At 68.9% G+C, this 18664-nt stretch carries 16 protein-coding genes; 2 read left to right on the forward strand and 14 right to left on the reverse strand.

Features of this window, described 5'->3' with window-relative positions; translation table 11 throughout:
• Nucleotides 1-100: 100 nt before the first annotated feature.
• From ACQ5SP_RS09370 to eutB, 9 genes are all read right to left on the reverse strand, one after another.
• Nucleotides 101-1789 carry a TIGR01244 family sulfur transferase gene (locus ACQ5SP_RS09370; RefSeq protein ID WP_430938095.1) on the reverse strand — a complete coding sequence of 563 codons (1689 nt, stop codon included), beginning with the start codon at nt 1787-1789 and terminating at the stop codon, nt 101-103.
• A 61-nt stretch (nt 1790-1850) separates the two neighbouring features.
• A complete protein-coding gene (locus tag ACQ5SP_RS09375) occupies nt 1851-2714 on the reverse strand; it encodes an MBL fold metallo-hydrolase (RefSeq protein WP_430938168.1) in 864 nt (287 codons plus the stop codon).
• A 119-nt stretch (nt 2715-2833) separates the two neighbouring features.
• Nucleotides 2834-3508: a phosphoglycolate phosphatase gene (gene gph / locus ACQ5SP_RS09380; RefSeq protein ID WP_430938169.1), complete on the reverse strand. Its 675-nt coding sequence runs from the start codon at nt 3506-3508 to the stop codon at nt 2834-2836.
• 19 nt (nt 3509-3527) lie between these two features.
• Nucleotides 3528-4229, reverse strand: coding sequence for a ribulose-phosphate 3-epimerase (rpe, locus tag ACQ5SP_RS09385; protein WP_430938096.1), 702 nt, complete (start codon nt 4227-4229; stop codon nt 3528-3530).
• A gap of 138 nt (nt 4230-4367) precedes the next feature.
• Nucleotides 4368-5738 (reverse strand): aspartate aminotransferase family protein, encoded by a 1371-nt coding sequence (locus tag ACQ5SP_RS09390; protein ID WP_430938097.1) that lies wholly within the window; start codon nt 5736-5738, stop codon nt 4368-4370.
• Between the two features lie 16 nt (nt 5739-5754).
• Nucleotides 5755-7239 carry an NAD-dependent succinate-semialdehyde dehydrogenase gene (locus tag ACQ5SP_RS09395; RefSeq protein ID WP_430938098.1) on the reverse strand — a complete coding sequence of 495 codons (1485 nt, stop codon included), beginning with the start codon at nt 7237-7239 and terminating at the stop codon, nt 5755-5757.
• A 131-nt stretch (nt 7240-7370) separates the two neighbouring features.
• Nucleotides 7371-7853 carry an Lrp/AsnC family transcriptional regulator gene (locus ACQ5SP_RS09400; protein WP_430938099.1) on the reverse strand — a complete coding sequence of 161 codons (483 nt, stop codon included), beginning with the start codon at nt 7851-7853 and terminating at the stop codon, nt 7371-7373.
• A 4-nt stretch (nt 7854-7857) separates the two neighbouring features.
• Complete coding sequence (locus ACQ5SP_RS09405; RefSeq protein WP_430938100.1) at nt 7858-8850, reverse strand: cyclodeaminase; 993 nt, start codon at nt 8848-8850, stop codon at nt 7858-7860.
• Complete coding sequence (gene eutB, locus ACQ5SP_RS09410) at nt 8840-9847, reverse strand: hydroxyectoine utilization dehydratase EutB (RefSeq protein WP_430938101.1); 1008 nt, start codon at nt 9845-9847, stop codon at nt 8840-8842. The genes ACQ5SP_RS09405 and eutB overlap by 11 nt, the downstream gene beginning before the upstream one ends.
• Before the next feature lie 242 nt (nt 9848-10089).
• On the opposite strand from eutB, the gene ACQ5SP_RS09415 reads away from it, so the two are divergent.
• Together ACQ5SP_RS09415 and argE are read left to right on the forward strand one after the other, a co-directional pair.
• The gene (locus ACQ5SP_RS09415) at nt 10090-11274 is read left to right on the forward strand and encodes a M24 family metallopeptidase (protein WP_430938102.1); all 1185 of its coding nucleotides are present in this window, start codon (nt 10090-10092) and stop codon (nt 11272-11274) included.
• Between the two features lie 3 nt (nt 11275-11277).
• Entirely contained in the window at nt 11278-12438 is a 1161-nt protein-coding gene (argE, locus tag ACQ5SP_RS09420) for an acetylornithine deacetylase (RefSeq protein WP_430938103.1), read from the forward strand.
• 13 nt (nt 12439-12451) lie between these two features.
• Here argE and ACQ5SP_RS09425 read toward each other — a convergent pair whose 3' ends face one another.
• From ACQ5SP_RS09425 to ACQ5SP_RS09445, 5 genes are all read right to left on the reverse strand, one after another.
• Nucleotides 12452-13237, reverse strand: coding sequence for a FadR/GntR family transcriptional regulator (locus tag ACQ5SP_RS09425; protein ID WP_430938104.1), 786 nt, complete (start codon nt 13235-13237; stop codon nt 12452-12454).
• On the reverse strand, nt 13206-14165 hold the full coding sequence (locus ACQ5SP_RS09430; RefSeq protein ID WP_430938105.1) for an ABC transporter ATP-binding protein: 960 nt from the start codon (nt 14163-14165) through the stop codon (nt 13206-13208). Before ACQ5SP_RS09430 ends, ACQ5SP_RS09425 begins: the two co-directional genes overlap by 32 nt.
• Nucleotides 14162-16048, reverse strand: a complete 1887-nt coding sequence (locus tag ACQ5SP_RS09435) for a dipeptide/oligopeptide/nickel ABC transporter permease/ATP-binding protein (protein WP_430938106.1) — start codon at nt 16046-16048, stop codon at nt 14162-14164. The genes ACQ5SP_RS09430 and ACQ5SP_RS09435 overlap by 4 nt, the downstream gene beginning before the upstream one ends.
• The gene (locus tag ACQ5SP_RS09440; protein ID WP_430938107.1) at nt 16045-16992 is read right to left on the reverse strand and encodes an ABC transporter permease; all 948 of its coding nucleotides are present in this window, start codon (nt 16990-16992) and stop codon (nt 16045-16047) included. The genes ACQ5SP_RS09435 and ACQ5SP_RS09440 overlap by 4 nt, the downstream gene beginning before the upstream one ends.
• Before the next feature lie 69 nt (nt 16993-17061).
• Nucleotides 17062-18639: an ABC transporter substrate-binding protein gene (locus tag ACQ5SP_RS09445; RefSeq protein WP_430938108.1), complete on the reverse strand. Its 1578-nt coding sequence runs from the start codon at nt 18637-18639 to the stop codon at nt 17062-17064.
• Nucleotides 18640-18664 lie beyond the last annotated feature (25 nt).

Raw genomic sequence — 18664 nt, forward strand, 5'->3', positions numbered from 1 at the left:
CGGCCGTTTCGCGTTCGGGCCGCCCCGTCAGGTGTCCGGCCCTGGGGACCGGCGGGGAGAAAACTCTGCGCGGGCCGTGGCGTCGGCCCGCACGGCTGGATCATTCGGCGGCCGCGACCGGCTTGAAGGTCACGTCGGGTTCGGCCAGCCATTCGCGGCCCTTGAACATGCCCTGCCAGTACATCGGCGGCAGCAGCCGTTCCTTGAGGAACCAGGCGGCGCGGGTCGGCTTGGTGCCGTCGATCACCCAGCTGGGGAAGCTCGGCTGCAGCTTGCCGCCATAGCCGAACTCGGCCAGGACGATCTTGCCGCGCTCCACCGTCAGCGGGCAAGAGCCGTAGCCGTCATACTGCGCGACCGGGGTCTTGCCGTCGAGCACGTTCAGCACGTTGACCGCGACCACGGGGGCCTGCTTGCGCACGGCCGCGGCGGTCTTGGCGTTCGGCGTCGAGGCGCCGTCGCCCAGCCCCCAGACGTTGTCGAAACGCCTGTGACGGAGCGTCGCCTGGTCGACGTCGATCCAGCCCGCCGCGTCGGCGAGCGGCGAGGCCTTGATGAAGTCGAGCCCGGTCTGCGGCGGGGTGACATGGAGCATGTCGAACGTCTTTTCGACGGTCCGCGTCTCGCCGTTCGCGGTCACCTCGAAGGTCGCCTTGCGCGCCGGCCCGTCGACCGCCACGAGATTGTGGTGGAAGGACAGCGTGGCGTCGTATTTCTCGATGTATTCCATCAGGGCGGGCACGTAGTCCGGCACGCCGAAGAGCACGCCGCCGGCATTGGCGAACTCGATGTCGATGGTGTTCAGCACGCCGTGGCGATGCCAGTAATCGGCCGAGAGATACATGGCCTTCTGCGGCGCGCCGGCGCATTTGATCGGCATCGGCGGCTGGGTGAAGATCGCCTTGCCGCCCTTGAGCGACTGCACCAGCTCCCAGGTATAGGGGGCGGTGCTGTAACTGTAGTTCGAGGTGACGCCGTTCTTGCCGAGCGTCTCGCACAGCCCTTTCACCGCGCTCCAGTCGAGCTTGAGCCCCGGGGCCAGGATCAGCTGCTCGTAAGACACCTTCTGGCCGTTCTCGAGCACCACCAGGTTCTCGTCGGGGCGGAAGCCGGCCGCGGCCTGGCGGATCAGGGCGACACCCTCTGGCAGGACCTCCTGCAGCCTGCGCCGCGTCTGGCCGCGGTCGAAGACCCCGCCGCCCACCAGCGTCCAGCCGGGCTGGTAGTAGTGATCCTCGCGCGGCTCGATCAGCGCCACGTCGAGCCGCGGGGCCCGTTTCAGCAGCGACCCGATGGCGGCCAGCCCGCCGGCGCCGCCGCCGAGCACGACCACCTTGTGATGGATCGTCGCGGCCTTCTCGACGTCGCCCTCAAAGGCCGCCGCAAGGCGCGGGCGCAGGGCGGAGAGATCATAGCCCGCGCGGCCCGTCGCGGCGAGGATCGCGTCCGGCGACAGCAGCGGCGCCTTCGACAGCGCCCAGAGCGTCGAGGACCGGTTGCCGGTGCGGCAATAGCCCAGGATCGGCCCCTTGGCGGTGGCCAGGATGTCGTCGAACGCGGTCATCAGGTCCGCCGTGATCGAGCCCGGCTTGATCGGCAGGAACCGGAAATCGGCCCCGGCCCGGCGCGCGGCCTCGGCCATCTCGGCGGCCGTCGGCTGGTCGTCGCCCTCGTGATCGGGACGGTTGCAGACGATCGTCTTGTAGCCGGCATCTACAGCGCGTTGCACGTCCTCGGGGCGCAGCTGCGGCGAGGCCGCGAAATGGGGGGAGATGGGTTTGATTTCCATTGGGCGTTCCTCCGCGGGGAAAACGGGGCCGCGCCGGGGTGGCGCGGCCGGAGGGTCTGGATCAGAGCCCGTTCACCGGGACCTTGAGATAGGTGTTGCCGTCATCTTCCGCCGGCGGCATCTGGCCGGCGCGCATGTTGACCTGCAGCGACGGGATGATCAGCCGGGGCATCTTGAGCGTCGCATCGCGCTCGGTCCGCATCTTGACGAAGGCATCCTTGTCGGCATCGCCGCCCACGTGGATGTTGCGGGCCTTCTCCTCGGCGACCGTGGTCTCCCAGGCATAGTCGTCGCGCCCCGGGGCCTTGTAGTCGTGGCCGACGAAGATCCGGGTGTCGTCGGGCAGGGCGAGGATCTTCTGGATCGAGCCATAGAGCGTCTCGGCCGAACCGCCGGGGAAGTCGCAGCGCGCGGTGCCGAAATCGGGCATGAACAGCGTGTCGCCCACGAAGGCCGCGTCGCCGATCACGTAGGTCAGGCAGGCCGGCGTGTGGCCGGGCGTGTGCAGCACGCGGGCCTCGAGCGCGCCGATCCGGAAGCTGTCGCCCTCGACGAAGAGCCTGTCGAACTGGCTGCCGTCGCGCTGGAACTCGGTGCCCTCGTTGAAGACCTTCCCGAAGGTGTCCTGCACGACCATGATCCGGTCGCCGATGCCGATCTTGCCGCCCACTTCCTGCTGGATGTAGGGCGCGGCGGACAGGTGGTCGGCATGGACATGGGTCTCGAGGATCCATTCGACCCTGAGACCCTGGTCGGTCACGTAGCGGATGATCGCGTCGGCCGAGCGCGTGTCGGTCCGCCCCGACGCATAGTCGAAATCCAGCACCGAATCGACGATGGCGCAGGCATCGCTGGCGGGATCCTTGACCACGAAAGAGGCGGTGAAGGTGGCTTCGTCGAAGAAGGCTTTGACGTCGGGTTTCATGCGGTCCTCCGAATCTCTCTGCATGCGCCGGTATATAGGGATACAGCGTTAGATTGCAATGTTTGAATATATCAATCGGACGGCCTCGGCCGCGGCGCGCTGACGCGGGGGGGGGGGCGCTACGCGGTCCGGGGCATCAGCCGGTCCACCAGGCCCGGCAGCGCCGCGAAGCTGTCGAAGCGCGCGTCATGGGGCAGGGCGTCCACCGGGGTCTTCCGGTAGCCCTCGGTGTAAAGCGCGAAGGGCAGCCCGGCGCGGGCCGCCGTCTCTGCGTCGACCTCGCTGTCGCCCACATAGACTGCGGGTATGGCGCCCAGTTCGCCGACCGCCTGCAGCAGGGGCGCCGGATCCGGTTTGCGTACGGGCAGACTGTCGCCGCCGACCACCGCCTCGAAAACCGGCGCAAGCCCGAGATGCGCCAGCACCGCCCGCGCCGGGGCCACGGGCTTGTTCGTGCAGATCGCCAGCCGGTGCCCGGCCGCCCGCAGCGCGGCGAGCGCCCCGCCCACCCCGGGATAGACCCGGGTCAGGTGAACCGCCGATTCGTAGCGCGCGAGGAACCCGGACAAGAGCCGCGCATGCGCCGCCGGCTCCGGGTCGCGCCCGGCCGCCGCCATCATGCGCGCGACGAAGACGCCTGCGCCGTTGCCGATGAAGCGGCGCGTCTCTTCCGCCGTGATCGGGGGCAGGCCCTCGGCGGCCAGCACGGCGTTGGCGGCCTGCTGGATGTCCGGCGCCGAGTCGATCAGCGTGCCGTCGAGATCGAAGACGACCGCACCGCGCCCGGGGGACAGGCCGGTCACGCTGGCCGCCTCAGGCCATCTGCCCGGTCGCGGCCTCGGCCGCGGCGCGGATCGCGCGGATGTTCTCGCCATAGGGCGCGGGGTCCGCGACCGACCCGCCCCGGAAGACGGCCGATCCGGCGACCAGAACGTCCGCGCCCGCCGCGGCGACCAGCGGTGCCGTCTCGGGCGTCACGCCGCCGTCGATCTCGATATGCACGGGGCGGTCGCCGATCATGGCGCGAAGCCGCTTCACCTTGTCGATCTGGGAATGGATGAACTTCTGCCCGCCGAAGCCCGGGTTGACCGTCATCACGCAGACCAGGTCCACCATGTCGAGCAGGTAGTCCACGTCCTCGATCCCGGTCCCGGGATTGATGGCGAGCCCCGCCTTCGCCCCGCTCGCGCGGATCGCCTGCAGCGTGCGGTGGGTGTGCGCCCCGGACTCGAGATGGGCGGTGATGATGTCGGCGCCGGCCTCGGCGAAGGCCGCGATATAGGGATCCACCGGCGCGATCATCAGGTGCACGTCCATCACCGTCTTCACATGGGGCCGGATCGCCTTCACCAGGGGCGGGCCGAAGGTGAGGTTGGGCACGAAATGCCCGTCCATCACGTCGACATGCACCCAGTCGCAGCCCTGGGCCTCGATCGCCGCGCATTCGCGGCCGAAATCCGCGAAATCCGCGGACAGGATCGAGGGGGCGATCTTGATCGATCGGTCGAAGCTCATGGCGCGCTCTCCTTCTGGGCCGGCTCGGCCCATCGCATAGCGCGGTCCGTGCCCTGGCGTCCAGAACCCTTCATCGTTCCGGAAATATCCTCGGGGGGTCCGGGGGGCAGACGGCCCCCCGGCGCCCGACGGGAGCGCTCAGCCCAGGACCGACGCCACCGCGGTCCGGGTCTTGTCGACGATGATGTCGGCCTCGGCCGCGCTCAGGCAGAGCGGGGGGGCGAAGCCGAGGATGTCGCCCTGCGGCATGGCGCGGCCGATCACCCCCTCGCGCACCAGCGCGCCGGCGACCGCGGCGCCGATCTTCTTGTCCGGGTCGAAGAAGACGCGGCCGTCCTTCTTCTCGACGAACTCGACGGCACAGAGCATCCCCTCGCCGCGAACCTCGCCCACATTCGGGTGATCGGCCAGCGCGGTCTTCATCGCGTCGACGAAATAGCGCCCGGTCCGGCCGGCGTTCTCGACCAGCCCCAGCTTGTCGATCAGCGCGAGGTTGGCGATGCCCGCGGCCGCGCCGATCGGGTGGGCGGAATAGGTCCAGCCATGGCCGATCGGGCCGAGCGCGTCCGTGCCCTCTTCGAGACCCTTCCAGATCCTGTCCGAGACGATCGAGCCCGAGAGCGGCGCATAGGCAGAGGTCAGCCCCTTGGCGATGGTGATGATGTCGGGCTCAAGCCCGTAATGGGTCGAGCCCATCATCGATCCGGTGCGCCCGAAGCCGGTGACCACCTCGTCGGCGATCAGCAGGATGTCGTGCTTCTTCAGGATCGGCTGTATCGCCTCCCAGTAGCCGGCCGGCGGCGGCACGATGCCCCCGGTGCCGAGCAGCGGCTCGCCGATGAAGGCGCCGATGGTCTCGGGGCCCTCGCGCGCGATCAGCGCCTCGAGCTCGGCCGCGCAATGGGCGGTGAACTCTTCCTCGCTCATGTCGAGATCGTCGCGGCGGAAGTAATAGGGCGCCTCGGTGTGGATCACCTGCGCCAGCGGCAGGTCGAACGCCTTGTGGAACAGCTCGAGCCCGGTCAGCGACCCGGTCATCAGGCCCGAGCCGTGATAGCCGCGCCAGCGCGAGATGATCTTCTTCTTCTGGGGCTTGCCGCGAACGTTGTTGTAGTACCAGACCAGTTTCACGTTGGTCTCGTTCGCGTCCGATCCCCCGAGCCCGAAATAGACCTTCGACATGTGCGCCGGCGCGCGGTCGAGGATCATCTTGGCCAGCGTGATCGAGGCCTCGGTGCCGTGGCCGACATAGGCGTGGTAATAGGCCAGCTCGTGGGCCTGCCTGGCGATGGCCTCGGCGATCTCGGTGCGGCCGTAGCCCACGTTCACGCAGTAGAGCCCGGCGAAGCCGTCCAGCAGGCGGGTGCCGTCGCGGTCCTCGATATAGACGCCCTCGCCGCCCTTGACGATCCGGTTCGGCGCGTCGCCGCGGGCGAACTGCGCCAGGTGCGTCGAGGGGTGGAAGAAGTTGTCACGGTCCCACTGGTCGAGTTGATCGTTCTTGAGCATCGTCACTGTCCTTTCCTCATGCCCAGTCGCGGCAGACATACTTGACTTCGGTGAAGGCCTCCATCCCCAGCCGGGCGCCTTCGCGGTTGATGCCGGACTGCTTGTAGCCGCCGAAGGGGATCGGCGCGCCGGTGACCTTGGTGCGGTTCACGGCGACCATGCCGTATTCCAGCGACCGCGAGGCGCGGTAGATGCGCCGCGGGTCCATCGTGTGAAGATAGGCCACCAGGCCGTACTCGGTATCGTTGGCGCGGGCCAGCACCTCCTCCTCGGTGTCGAAGGGGGTGATGGCGGCCACCGGCCCGAAGGTCTCCTCGTGCATGATCAGCGCCGCGTCGGGCACGTCGGCCAGCACGGTCGGCTGGAAAAACAGGGGTCCGGCGGCGTGCCGGGCGCCGCCGGTCAACACGCGCGCGCCCCTGGCCCGGGCGTCGGCGACGTGCTCTTCCTGCTTGGCGACGGCCTTCTCGTTCATCAGCGGGCCGATATCCGGATCGTCGAGCCCGCTTGCCACGGACAGCCGTTCGGTGGCGGCCGCGAAGCGGCGGCAGAACGCGTCATAGACCGGGCGTTCCACGTAGAAGCGGTTGGCGCCCAGGCAGTCCTGCCCGCTGGTGGCGAACTTGGCCTTCACCGCCTCCTCGACGGCCTGGTCCATGTCGGCGTCGGCGAACAGCAGGAACGGGGCGTGGCCGCCCAGCTCCATCACCAGCCGCTTGACCGTGTCCGCGCTCTGGCGGTAGAGCAGCCGGCCGATCTCGGTCGAGCCGGTGAAGGACAGCGCGCGCACCCGCCGTGCCTTGGTCCAGGGTTCCACGACGGTGCCGGCGCGTCCCGTGACGACGTTGAAGGCGCCGCCGGGGATGCCGGCGCGCTCGGCCAGCTCCGCCAGGGCCAGCGCCGAGAACGGCGTTTCGCCCGAGGGATGCGCGACGACCGTGCAGCCCGCGGCCATCGCCGCGCCGGCCTTGCGGGTCAGCATGGCCGAGGGGAAATTCCACGGCGTGATCAGCGCCGCGACGCCCACCGGCTCGCGCCAGATCTCGACCTCGGCGTCGGGCAGGTGGCTGGTGACGCCCTCGATGTTCGGGCGCTTGGCTTCCTCGCCGTAGAACTCGAGGAAGGAGGCGGCGTAATCGATCTCGCCGCGGGCCTCTGAGATCGGCTTGCCCTGTTCGAGCGTCATGATCAGCGCCAGGTCTTCCTTGTGCGCCATCATCAGCTCGAACCAGCGCCGCAGCAGCCGCGACCGCTCCTGCGGCAGCAGCCCCGACCATGTCGCGAAGGCGTCATGCGCGGCGTCGACCGCGGCGGCGCTCTCTTCGGCCGAGAGGCTGGCGACCTCGCCCAGCCACGACCCGTCGGCCGGGTTCGTGACCGCCAGCGTGTCGCCATTGGCCGCGCCGCACCATTTGCCGCCGATATAGGAGAACTGCCGCACGAGGCGCGGATCGGCCAGCTGGGCGAGCGCGCTCTTGGGCAGGGGCGTTTGCTGGGTCATCCGGTCCTCCTGTCACCGTGGTGTGTTCTGTCACAGGAGATATGCCGGGTGGCGCAGAGAAATTGACCATTTGCCGAGGCCCGGGCAGAGAATTCTGCTGGAGTAGCGCCGTTTTGCAGAGGATTCGCCTGCTATTCCGCGCCGTAGAGCAGATCCAGCGGAAGCGGCGCAGAGGATTTGACCGGCTTGGTCACGATGTAGGTGTAGTAGCGCGCGAGGCCGATCCGCGCTTCGAGCATCGCGTCGATCAGGCGCTGATAGGCGTCGATGTCGCGGGCCACCACCTGCATCAGATAGTCGAATCCGCCGCCGAGCGCCCAGCAGCCGATCACCTCGTCGTAATTGGCCATGGCCCTTTCGAAGGTCTGGAAGTTTCCCGCGGTGTGGCCCTGCAGTTCGACGGCCACGAAGACCATCACATGCGGCCCGAGCGCGCGGAGCGAGACCTCGGCGCGGTAGCCCTCGATCACGCCCGCCTTCTCGAGCCGCCTGAGCCGTTCCCAGCAGGGCGTGGGCGAGAGGTTTATGCGCTTGGCAAGCTCTGCCTTGGTGATCCGGCCCTCGGCCGAGAGCACCCGCAGCAGTTCGAGGTCGCGATCGTCGAGCCGGACCATGCGCTCAGGCCCGGATCGTGGTGCCGGCGCCGGCGGCCCCGATCACGCGGGCCGCATGCGTGGCGATGGCGGTGTCCTGCGCGCCGGTGCCGGTCAGGTCGCAGATGGTGATGTCGGCGTCCCGCTGCCGCGCCGTGACCCGGCCGGTGACGATCTCGCCCAGCTCCGGCGGGGTGCCGCCCGGCCAGTCACCGGTTTCCAGCGCGCGGCGCAGCTCGCCCATCGTCTCGCACTGGCTGACGCGGTCGCAGACATAGGCGTCCGCCGTGGCCAGCGCGCGGGGGTCGATCTCGTTCTTGCCGGCCTGGTCGGATCCCATCGCCGTGACGTGCAGGCCGGGATGCAGCCAGTCGGCCATCAGCACCGGCGCGCGCGCGGGCGTGGTGGTGACGACGAGCTGGCTCTCGGCCACCAGCCGCGCCGGGTCGGTGACCGGGACGGCGGCGACGCCCAGGGTCTCGGACAGCTCGGCGGCGCAGGCGGCGGCCTTGTCCGCGTCGCGCCCCCAGACCAGCAGGCGCGTGAAGGGCCGCACCAGATGCGCGGCCTGCATCTGCAGGCGGGCCTGCACCCCGGTGCCGATCACGCCGGCCGTCTCGACGGTCGCGGGCGCCATGTGCCGTGCCGCGACGGCGCCCGCCGCCGCGGTGCGGATATCGGTGAGATAGCCGTTGTCCAGGAAGAGCGCCTCGACCAGCCCGGTCCTGGCCGAGAACAGGATCATCAGCCCGTTCAGGCTGGGCAGGCCGATCTTGGGATTGTCGAAGAAGCCTGGGCTGACCTTGATCGCGAACCCGTCGAAGCCGGGAATATAGGCGGTCTTGACGTCGACCTCGCCATGGGCGGCGGCGAGGTCCATCGACATCACCGGCGGCATCACGACGCCGCCCCCCGCGAGCGCGGCGAAAGCCGCCCCGATCACCTCCACGGTCTCGAGGTCCAGGCGGACGGCGCGGCGCAGCTCGTCCTCGGTGGCGATGCGGATGTCATGTGCCATAGGCGCGGCCTTTCACGGTATAGTCGCCGAGCTGGATATCCTGGCCGGTCACGATGCGGGTGAACATGTCCATGTCAAGGTTGCGGCCCGTGACGACGGTGGCCGCCGGCCCGTCGAGCGCCGGCAGCTTGCCGGCCTGGAGCGCCGCGATCCCCACGACGCAGGCGCCCTCGGCCACGATGCGATCCTCGTAGTAGAGCGTCTGCATGGCGCGGTAGATGTCTTCCTCGGTCACCAGCACGGTGGCGTCGAGATGGTCCCGGCAGAGCCCGAAGGAGAGTTGGTTGTTCATGCCGATCCCGCCGCCGAGACTGTCGGCGAGGCTCGCCACCTCCGCGACCTCGACGGGATGGCCGGCCGCGAGCGACTCGTGCATCGCGGCGCCGCGGTCCATCGAGATGCCGATGACGCGGATCGCGGGATCGATGGATTTCGCGGCCAGCGCGACCCCGCCCGCCAGCCCGCCGCCCGACAGCGGCACCAGCAGCGTGCGCAGGTCCGGCCGCGCCGTCAGCATCTCCAGCCCGATCGTGCCCTGTCCGGCGATCACGGCCGGGTCGTCGAAGGGGGAAATCTCGGTCAGCCCCTCCTCCGCGACGAGGCGCTGCGCCTCGGCCAGGGCGTCGTCCTGGCTGCACCCGACGATCCGCACCTCGCCCCCGAGCGCACGGATGCCGTCCACCTTTGCCTGCGGCACCAGCTCCGACATGCAGATCACCGCGCGGATGCCGCGCGCGCGGGCCGCGTAGGCCACGCCGCGCCCGTGATTGCCGGTCGAGCAGCAGGTCACGCCGGGCGTGTCCTCGGGCAGTTGCATCACCGCGTTGAGCGCCCCGCGCAGCTTGAAGGCGCCGATCGGCTGCATGTTCTCCAGCTTCAGCAGGAATTCCTGTCCCGCGAGATCGCTCAGAAACGGCGAGGGCACCAGCGGCGTGCCGGTCGCCACGCCGGCGATGTTTTTTTGGGCGTCGAAGATGTCGGCTAGGCTCAGGGGCATGGCAGCTCCTTGTCGCGGATGGACAATTCGGTGTCGCCCGTGTTGGGGTAAGGGCGTCCACAAAGGGCATGTTGAGTCGCAGCATCGCCGCAGCGCGACCTCGGACCCGCTTTCGCCCGGCGTCCAGGTGCACACGGTGACCCAAAGCAGCATGTGACCCGCGCCAAAGTCAACTGCGCCGCAGTATGGCCCGTCGGTGCCCGATCGCGCGCGCGGTACGGAGGAGAGGGGAGAGGGCCGGAATGCCGATCGAGAATGCGCCGTTCAGCGCTGCGGAGTACGAGCGTCGCCTGACCAAGGTCCGGGCGGCGATGGCGGAAAAGGATCTCGACCTGCTGTTTGTCGAGGATCCGTCGAACATGGCCTGGCTGACCGGCTATGACGGCTGGTCCTTCTACGTCCACCAGGGCGTGCTTGTCTTCCATGACGCCGACCCGATCTGGTGGGGCCGCCGGCAGGACGCGAACGGCGCCTATGTCACCGTCTGGATGGAGGACGATCGCGTCACCTGGTATGACGACCGCTACGTCCAGTCGACGGTCTGCCACCCGATGCAGGCCCTGGCCGGGATGATCCGAGACCTCGGCTACGGGGGCCGGCGCATCGGCGTCGAGATGGAGAACTATTATTTCTCGGCCAAGGCCTACCTGACGCTGCGCGAGGAACTGCCAGAGGCCGACCTCGTCGACGCCACCGCGCTGGTGAACTGGCAGCGCGGGGTGAAGTCCGCCGAAGAGATCGACTTCATGCGCCGCGCCGCCCGGATCACCGAGAAGATGATCGACGGGGTCATGGACCGGGTGGAACCCGGCGTGTTCAAGAAGGACCTGGTGGCCGACATCTACCACGACGCGATCGAGGGCGTGGAAGGCGCCTGGGGTGACTACCCGGCCATCGTGCCGCTCTTGCCGAGCGGGCCCTATGCCGCCGCGCCGCACCTGACCTGGGACGGCGAGATCTTCGAGGAAGGCGCCGCCACCTTCTTCGAGATTTCCGGCTGCTACCGCCGCTATCACGCCCCCTGCTGCCGCACGGTCTTTCTGGGCACGCCGCCGCCCTTCATGCTCGAGGCGTCCTCCGCGCTGCTGGAGGGACTCGAGGCCGGCCTCGAGGCCGCCCGGCCGGGCAACCGCGCCTGCGACGTGGCCGACGCGCTTGCCGCGCCGCTGGAACGCGCCGGGATCGACCGCGGCGCGCGATGCGGCTATCCCATCGGGATCAGCTACCCGCCGGACTGGGGCGAGCGGACGATCTCGCTGCGGCGCGAGGACGAGACCGTGTTCGAGCCGGGCATGACCTTCCATTTCATGCCGGGGCTCTGGATGGAAAACTGGGGGCTGGAAATCACCGAATCGATCCTCATCCGCGAGAGCGGCCCGGCCGAGACCTTCTGCAACCGCCCGCGGCAACTCTTCGTCAAGGAGTAGCCCATGTCAGAGCTTGGCGACACCGTCGCGATCCTGCACGACCTGATCTCCTATCCCACGGTGTCGGCCTGGTCGAACCTGGAGATGATCGCCTACCTGGCCGAAAGGCTGGAACGCGCCGGGGCGCGGGTGGCGCTGATCCAGGACGAGAGCGGGCTCAAGGCCAATCTCTTCGCGACCCTCGGCCCCGAGACCGACGGCGGCATCGTCCTGTCGGGCCATACCGACGTCGTGCCGGTGGAGGATCAGGACTGGTCCTCCGATCCTTTCGAGCTTTACGAGACCGACGGCTATCTCTACGGGCGCGGCACCTGCGACATGAAGGGCTTCATCGCCGCGGCGCTGGCGATGGCACCGCATTTCGCCGAGCGTGGGCTCACCCGGCCGCTGCATTTCGCCTTCACCTATGACGAGGAGGTCGGCTGCATCGGCGCCCAGCAGCTCGTGCGCGAGCTGAAAGAGCGCGAGATCCGCCCCGAGATCGCGATCATCGGCGAGCCCACCAGCATGCAGATCGTCGAGGGGCACAAGGGCTGCCACGAATACACCACCGAGTTCCGGGGTCTCGAGGGCCACGGCTCGTCGCCGGACCGGGGCGTGAACGCGGCCGAATACGCGGCGCGCTACGTGGCGCGGCTGCTCTACCTGCGCGAGGAACTCAAGGGCCGGGCGCCCGCCGACAGCCGGTTCGACCCGCCCTGGACCACGATCAACATCGGCAAGATCGCGGGCGGGGTGGCGCACAACGTCATCCCGAGCCGCGCCGAGGTCGAATGGGAAATGCGGCCCGTCCAGACCTCGGACGCGTCCTTCGTGCTCAACGACCTGCAAGATTATTGTCGCGACGCGCTGCTGCCGGCGATGCAGGCGGTCGCGCCCGAGGCCGATATCGTCACCCATATCGTCGGAGAGGTCACCGGGCTCGAGCCCGCCGACGAGAACGCCGCGCGGGCGCTGGTCGCCGAACTCACCGGGGCGAACGGCGCCGATGTCGTGCCCTTCGGCACCGAGGCCGGGCTGTTCCAGCAGATGGGGATGTCGGCGGTGCTCTGCGGGCCGGGCTCGATCGAGCAGGCGCACAAGGCCGACGAATACGTCTCGTTCTCGCAGCTGGAGCTGTGCCTCGACATGCTCAAGAAACTGGGCGACCGCATCGCGGCCTGACCGCGCGGGGCGCTCAGAAACCCGGCGTCTCGGTGATGAAGCGGTTTTCCATCTCGGCTTCCTGGTGCTCCATCAGCCGCTGGGCCGTGGCCATGTGATCGGCCATCACCAGCCGCGCGCGGTCCGGGTCGCCCTGGCGCAGCGCGTCGATCAGTTCGGCCTGGTAGCGCTTGCCCATGGCCCAAAGCTCCGGGTTGGGCGGGTCGTAGAGCCGGCGGTAGACCGTCAGGTCGCTCAGCATGTTGGCCATGAAACGGATCAGGAACTGCAGCAGCGCGTTGCCCGACATGCCCGCCAGCATCGCGTGGAAGCGCAGGGAGGCGACGTGCTGCGCGCGTTCCTCTTCGGCGCTGCGGGCGGGCTCGGCGTAGTCGCGGAAGTTCTCCTCGAGCGCCGCGATCTGTTCCTCGGTCAGCTCGCCGGCAAGCGAGGCCGCGAGTTCAGGTTCCAGCACGCGGCGCAGCTGGTAGATGTCCTTGATGGTCAGGTTCTTGAAATAGAAGTAGTTTCCCAGCAAGGCGCGCGCGCGCTCCTCGGACACCTCGTGGACGAAGCTGCCGCCGCCCGGGCCGGTGCGCGTCTTCACGAGGCCCTGCGCCTCGAGGATGCGCATCGCCTCGCGAATGGTTCCCTTGGCCATGCCGAAACGCTCGATCAGCTCGGCCTCCCCGGGCAGGCGGTCACCGGGCATCAGCCCCTGTTCCACGACCCAGGACTTGATTTCCTCGGCCACGCGGGCCGGGCGGCTGAGCCGCGGGGCGCGGTCCTCAGGGATCGAGGGGGTGGTGGCAGGCGGCAAGCTGGTCCTCTTCCATCGGTTTCAGTTCGGGCTCCACGCGCCGGCAGAGATCGCTGGCGCGCGGGCAGCGGGCGGCAAAGGCGCAACCCGTCGGCGGGTTCAAGGGGTCGGGCAGTTCGGTATCCTTGCCCTCGGGCGCGCGCAGCGGCCGGCCCACCACCGGGGCGCTGTCGGCGAGAAGTCGTGTATAGGGGTGTCGGGGCGCGTTGAAAATCCGTTTCGCGCTGCCGATCTCGACCACAGCGCCGAAATACATCACCGCCACGCGGTCGCTGACGGCCTCGACCACGGCGAGATCGTGGCTGATAAAGAGATATGTCAGCCCGAACTCGGCCTTGAGGCGGGCCAGCAGGTTCAGCACCTGCGCCTGAACCGAGACGTCGAGGGCCGAGACGGGTTCGTCCAGCACCAGGATGCGCGGCGCCGCGGCCAGCGCGCGGGCGATGCCGATGCGCTGCGCCTGACCGCCCGAGAACTCGTGCGGATAGCGGTCGAGGAATTCCTCGCGCAGGTTCACGCTGTCGAAGATCTCGCTGATCCGGGCGGCGCGATCGGCCCGGTTCATGCCGTAGAGCCGGCGCAGCGGCGTTTCGATGATCTGGCGGACCGTCTTGCGCGGGTTGAGGCTGCTGATCGGGTCCTGGAAGACGTACTGGATCATTCGCCCGAAGGCGGCGGGGTCGGCGTTGTCGAATTGCTGGCCCTCGATCTCGATGGCGCCGGTCGAGGGCGGCTCCAGCCCGACCAGCATGCGGGCCAGGGTGGACTTGCCGCAGCCCGACTCGCCCACGACGCCCAGCGTCTCGCCCGTCTCGACCTCCAGGGTCACCGGGCGGACCGCCCGCACCAGCGCCCGCGGGGCGCCGATCAGCGGCTTGCCGACCGGGAAGGTCTTGGAAATCCGCTCGAGGCGCAGCGCGGCGGTCATGCGGTGTCCTCCTGGCTGGCGATGTCTTCCTCGGGGAAGCGGCAGCGCACCGCCCGCGCGCCGGACCGGGCCAGCGGCAGCGGTTCCTGCCCGCAGATCTCCCGGGCCTTGTCGCAGCGCGGCGCGAAATGGCAGCCGGCGGGTAGCCGGTCGACCGCCGGTGGCAGGCCGGGGATCGCGGCCAGTTCGCGCCGGCCCTGGCCAAGCTCGGGCACGCAGGCGATCAGGCGCTTGGTGTAGGGATGCGCGGGGGCCGCCAGAACCTCGGCCGTGGGACCTTCTTCGACGATGCGCCCGGCATACATCACCGCCACCCGGTCGCAGAGTTGCGCCACCACCCCGAAGTCATGCGTGATGAACAGGATCGACAGCCCCCGCTCGCGCCGCAGGTCGTCGAGCAGCGCGAGGATCTGCGCCTGCACCGTGACGTCGAGCGCCGTCGTGGGCTCGTCGGCGATGATCACCTCGGGATCGTTGGCCAGCGCCATGGCGATGCCCACGCGCTGGCGCATGCCGCCCGACAGCTCGTGCGGGTAGGCGTCGATCCGTCGCTCCGCGTTGGGAATGCGGACGGATTTCAGAAGCGCCACCGCGCGGGCGCGGGCCTCGGCCTTGCCGACGCGGTGATGCACCAGGATCGCCTCGGCCAGCTGGTCGCCGACCCGGTAGAGCGGATGCAGCGTCGCCAGGGGGTCCTGGAAGATATAGGCGACCTTGTCACCGCGCAGCCGGCGCAGATCGCGGTAGGGCGCGCCGATCAGGTCATGGCCGTCATGGAAGACCGCGCCCCCGGTGATCACGCCGGGCGGCGAGGCGACGAGCCCCATCACCGACAGCGCCGTCACCGACTTGCCGGAGCCGCTCTCGCCGATCACGCCCAGGCATTCGCCAGGCTGAACCGCCAGGCTCACCTCGTTCACGGCGCGGTAGACGCGCGGGCCGACATGGAACTGCGTCTCGAGCGCGCGGATATCGAGGACACCGTCGCCGGGTCCGTCCGGGACGTTGTCGCGGTCGACGATGGTCGCGGGACGTGGCCGCGTCAGCGCGCCCGAGCGCAGCCGCGGGTCGAGCGCGTCGCGCACCCCGTCGCCGAACAGGTTGATCGACATCACGATGACGAAGATCATCAGCCCCGGCACGACCGAGGTGTGCGGGTTGGTGATCAGCGCCGAGCGGGCCTCGCCCAGCATCGAGCCAAGATCCGCCTGCGGCGGCTGGCTGCCGAGCCCGAGGAAGGAGAGACCGGCCGTCTCGAGGATCATCCAGCCGATGGTGGTGGACATGGCGATGACGATCACGGGGACCACGTTGGGCAGGAGCTCCTGCGCCAGGATGCGTCCGTGGCCCATGCCGGCCAGCTTGGCGGCGTCGATGAACTCGCGCCCCGCGAGCCCGACGGTGACACCGCGGATGTTCCGCGCGAAGAACGGGATGTTGACCGCGGCGACCGCGATCAGGGCGTTCATCAGCCCCGGGCCGAGCGCGGCGACGATGGCCAGTGCCAGAAGGATGTAGGGAAAGGCCATCAGCATGTCGACGATGCGCATGATGATGTTGTCGGTGCGCCCGCCGAAATAGCCGGCCACGATGCCGATGGCCGAGCCGATCACCGCGGCGATGATCGCCGCCGCCGCGCCCACGGCGAGGCTGAGCCGCGTGCCCCACATCAGCCGCGAGAGCAGGTCGCGCCCCAGATGGTCGGTGCCCAGCAGGTGACCCTCGGAAAACGGCGGCAGGAACCGGTTGGCGGTGTTGGTCACGTCGGGCGGCTGCAGCGGCAGCAGCGGCGTGACCACCGCCAGCGCCACCACAAAGGACAACACGATGCCGCCCGCCGCGGCCATCCGGTTGCGGGCCAGGAGCTTGAGGAAGGCGATCATGTCTTGATCCTCGGGTCCAGAAGGCTCTGGGCCACGTCGACCATGATGTTGAAGAAGACGTAGCAGGCCGCGACGAAGACCACGCCGCCCTGCACCAGCAGGATGTCGCGCTTGAGGATCGCGTCGACCAGCATGCGCCCGATGCCGGGCCACTGGAAGACGATCTCGATATAGACGGATCCCGACAGCACGAAGCCCGCCTGGATGCCGAGCACCGGGATGATCGAGACCATCGCCGCGCGGAGCGCATGCGCCCAGATCACGCGGCGTTCCTGCACGCCCTTGGCCCGCGCGGTGCGGATGAAGTCCTGGCGCAGAACCTCCAGCATGGCCGAACGCGAGAGCCGCGCGATCACGCCGGTGGCGACGACCGACAGCGCCAGCGCCGGCATGATCAGGTGCCGGATCAGGTCGGGCAGATCGCCGCCCCCGTAGATCGCGTACATGCCCGAGACCGGCAGCCAGCGCAGGTTCACGGCGAAAAGCAGGATCATCATCATGCCGAGGAAGAAGGACGGCACCGAGATGCCGATCAGCACCGTGAAGGTGATCGCCTTGTCGGCCAGCCCGTATTGCCGCGCGGCCGAGATGACCCCGGCGAGGATGCCCATGAAGGCACAGAGCACGAAGCTCGTGCCCGCCAGGATCAGCGTGGCGTTGAAGCGTTCCAGGATCTCGTCGAGCACCGGGCGATTCAGGCTGAAGGAACGACCGAAATCGCCCTGGAGCATGTTGCCGAGCCAGATGAAGTACCGCTGCACCAGCGGCTTGTCGAGCCCGAGGTCGCGGTTCAGCTTCTCGACGTTTTCGGGCGTCGCGTAGGAGCCCAGGATCGCGGTCGCGGGATCGCCCGGGATCAGCGACATGATCAGGAAGACGATCACCGTGATGCCCAGCAGGACCGGGATCGCCGAGACCAGTCGCTTGAGGATGTAGCCGCCCATGACGCTCCGTTCCGCTTGGGGCGGTGCGGGCCGGCAGACCGGCCCGCACCATGTCGTGTTACGGGAGGATCAGTTCTTCACGACATCCTTGAGCAGCAGGAAGAAGGACGGCTGCAGGGTGAAGCTCTCGACCTGCGCGTTGGTCACCGCGTTCTGCTTCCAGTTCGCGACGAAGACCCAGGGCGCGTCCTCCTGCACGATCTCCTGCATTTCCTTGTAGAGCCGGGCGCGCTCGGCCTGGTCGGTGGCCACGCGGGCGGCTTCCAGCAGCTCGTCCACCTCGGGATTGGAATAGTAGCCCGAGTTGAACCCGCCCTGGTCCGGCCAGGCGTCGGTGCGCAGCGCCAGGAAGGGCAGCGTGTCCGGGTCGTTGGTCATCCACGCCATCTCGGCCATGTCGGCCTTGCCCTCGAGGCCCGGGTTCACCTCGCCGAGGAAGGTGTTCCACTCGTAGGTCTCGATGCTGACATCGAAGCCGACGGCGGCCAGATCGGCCTGGATCGCGGTGCCCATGGCCACCGGGTCCAGCATCCCCGAACCGCCCTCGGTGACGTAGAAGGTCAGCTCCGCGCCCTCGGCACCGGCCTCGGCGATCAGCTCGCGCGCCTTTTCCGGGTTGTAGGGATAGGGCTCCAGCGCGTCGTTATACGCCCAGGCAAAGGCCGGCGGCGTCGGCCCGGCGGCGACCTCGGCCGTGCCCTCGAGCACGTCGTTGACGATCGCCTCCTTGTTGATCGCGTAGTTGGCCGCCTGGCGGACGCGCTTGTCGGCGAAGGGGCCTTCCTTGGCGTTCAGGATCAGGAACCAGACATGCGGGCCGGCCTGTTCATGCACGGTGAAGTCGCCGCCCTGGAACTCGCTGAGCGATGTCGGCGGCACCTCGACCATCAGGTCGATCCCGCCGGCCAGCATTTCGGCGGTGCGGGTGTTGGCGTCGGTGATCGGGCGGAAGACGACGGCTTCCGTGCCGGCCGTGCCGTCCCAGTAATCGTCGTTGCGCACGACCACGACCCGCTCGTTGGACCGCCATTCCTCGAAGACGAAGGGACCGGTGCCCGACGGGTTGCGGCCGAAATCGGCCCCGTGCTCCTGCACCGCCGCCGGCGAAACGATCAGCCCGGTCGGGTAGGCGAGGTTCGACAGGAACGGCGCGTAGGGCGCGTTCAGCGTGAAGCGCACGGTGGTCGCGTCCATGGCCTCGACCGACTCGACGGCCGAGAAGAAGAAGGCCAGCGGGAACGGACCGGTGTCGTGATAGGGATGATCCTCGTTCAGCATGCGCTCGAAGTTGAAGACCACGGCCTCGGCGTCGAAGGGCGTGCCGTCGTGGAAGGTGACGCCCGCGCGCAGGTCGAAGGTATAGACGGTGCCGTCCTCGCTGATCTCCCAGCCGGTCGCCAGCGCCGGCTCGACCTCGAGCGTGCCGTCCTTGTAGCGCACCAGCCCGTCATAGACATTCATCAGGATGCGGAAGTCGTTGACCGCCGTGACCGCGTGCGGGTCCAGCGATTTCGGTTCCGCGATCTGGCCGACGACCAGCACGCCCGGCGGCGTCTGCGCCGCGCCGGGGCTGCCCGCCAGGCCCAGCGCCAGAACGGCGCCCGCCGCGGCGAAGAGCCCGCGGCGCGTCAAGGTGAGAAGTTTCATTTTTCGATCCCCCTGTTGGATACGT

Source organism: Rhodovulum sp. YNF3179, assembly GCF_050586465.1.
Classification (GTDB): Bacteria; Pseudomonadota; Alphaproteobacteria; order Rhodobacterales; family Rhodobacteraceae; genus CAJXYS01.

What these genes read in the sequence shown, in the direction of transcription:
- ACQ5SP_RS09405 (WP_430938100.1), bottom strand. Translation starts at nt 8,850, where the DNA reads ATGGCACATGACATCCGCATCGCCACCGAGGACGAGCTGCGCCGCGCC.
- ACQ5SP_RS09390 (WP_430938097.1), bottom strand. Translation starts at nt 5,738, where the DNA reads ATGCTCAAGAACGATCAACTCGACCAGTGGGACCGTGACAACTTCTTC.
- ACQ5SP_RS09430 (WP_430938105.1), bottom strand. Translation starts at nt 14,165, where the DNA reads ATGACCGCCGCGCTGCGCCTCGAGCGGATTTCCAAGACCTTCCCGGTC.
- eutB (WP_430938101.1), bottom strand. Translation starts at nt 9,847, where the DNA reads ATGCCCCTGAGCCTAGCCGACATCTTCGACGCCCAAAAAAACATCGCC.
- ACQ5SP_RS09370 (WP_430938095.1), bottom strand. Translation starts at nt 1,789, where the DNA reads ATGGAAATCAAACCCATCTCCCCCCATTTCGCGGCCTCGCCGCAGCTG.
- rpe (WP_430938096.1), bottom strand. Translation starts at nt 4,229, where the DNA reads ATGAGCTTCGACCGATCGATCAAGATCGCCCCCTCGATCCTGTCCGCG.
- ACQ5SP_RS09415 (WP_430938102.1), top strand. Translation starts at nt 10,090, where the DNA reads ATGCCGATCGAGAATGCGCCGTTCAGCGCTGCGGAGTACGAGCGTCGC.
- ACQ5SP_RS09445 (WP_430938108.1), bottom strand. Translation starts at nt 18,639, where the DNA reads ATGAAACTTCTCACCTTGACGCGCCGCGGGCTCTTCGCCGCGGCGGGC.
- ACQ5SP_RS09440 (WP_430938107.1), bottom strand. Translation starts at nt 16,992, where the DNA reads ATGGGCGGCTACATCCTCAAGCGACTGGTCTCGGCGATCCCGGTCCTG.
- ACQ5SP_RS09395 (WP_430938098.1), bottom strand. Translation starts at nt 7,239, where the DNA reads ATGACCCAGCAAACGCCCCTGCCCAAGAGCGCGCTCGCCCAGCTGGCC.
- ACQ5SP_RS09375 (WP_430938168.1), bottom strand. Translation starts at nt 2,714, where the DNA reads ATGAAACCCGACGTCAAAGCCTTCTTCGACGAAGCCACCTTCACCGCC.
- ACQ5SP_RS09435 (WP_430938106.1), bottom strand. Translation starts at nt 16,048, where the DNA reads ATGATCGCCTTCCTCAAGCTCCTGGCCCGCAACCGGATGGCCGCGGCG.
- argE (WP_430938103.1), top strand. Translation starts at nt 11,278, where the DNA reads ATGTCAGAGCTTGGCGACACCGTCGCGATCCTGCACGACCTGATCTCC.
- ACQ5SP_RS09400 (WP_430938099.1), bottom strand. Translation starts at nt 7,853, where the DNA reads ATGGTCCGGCTCGACGATCGCGACCTCGAACTGCTGCGGGTGCTCTCG.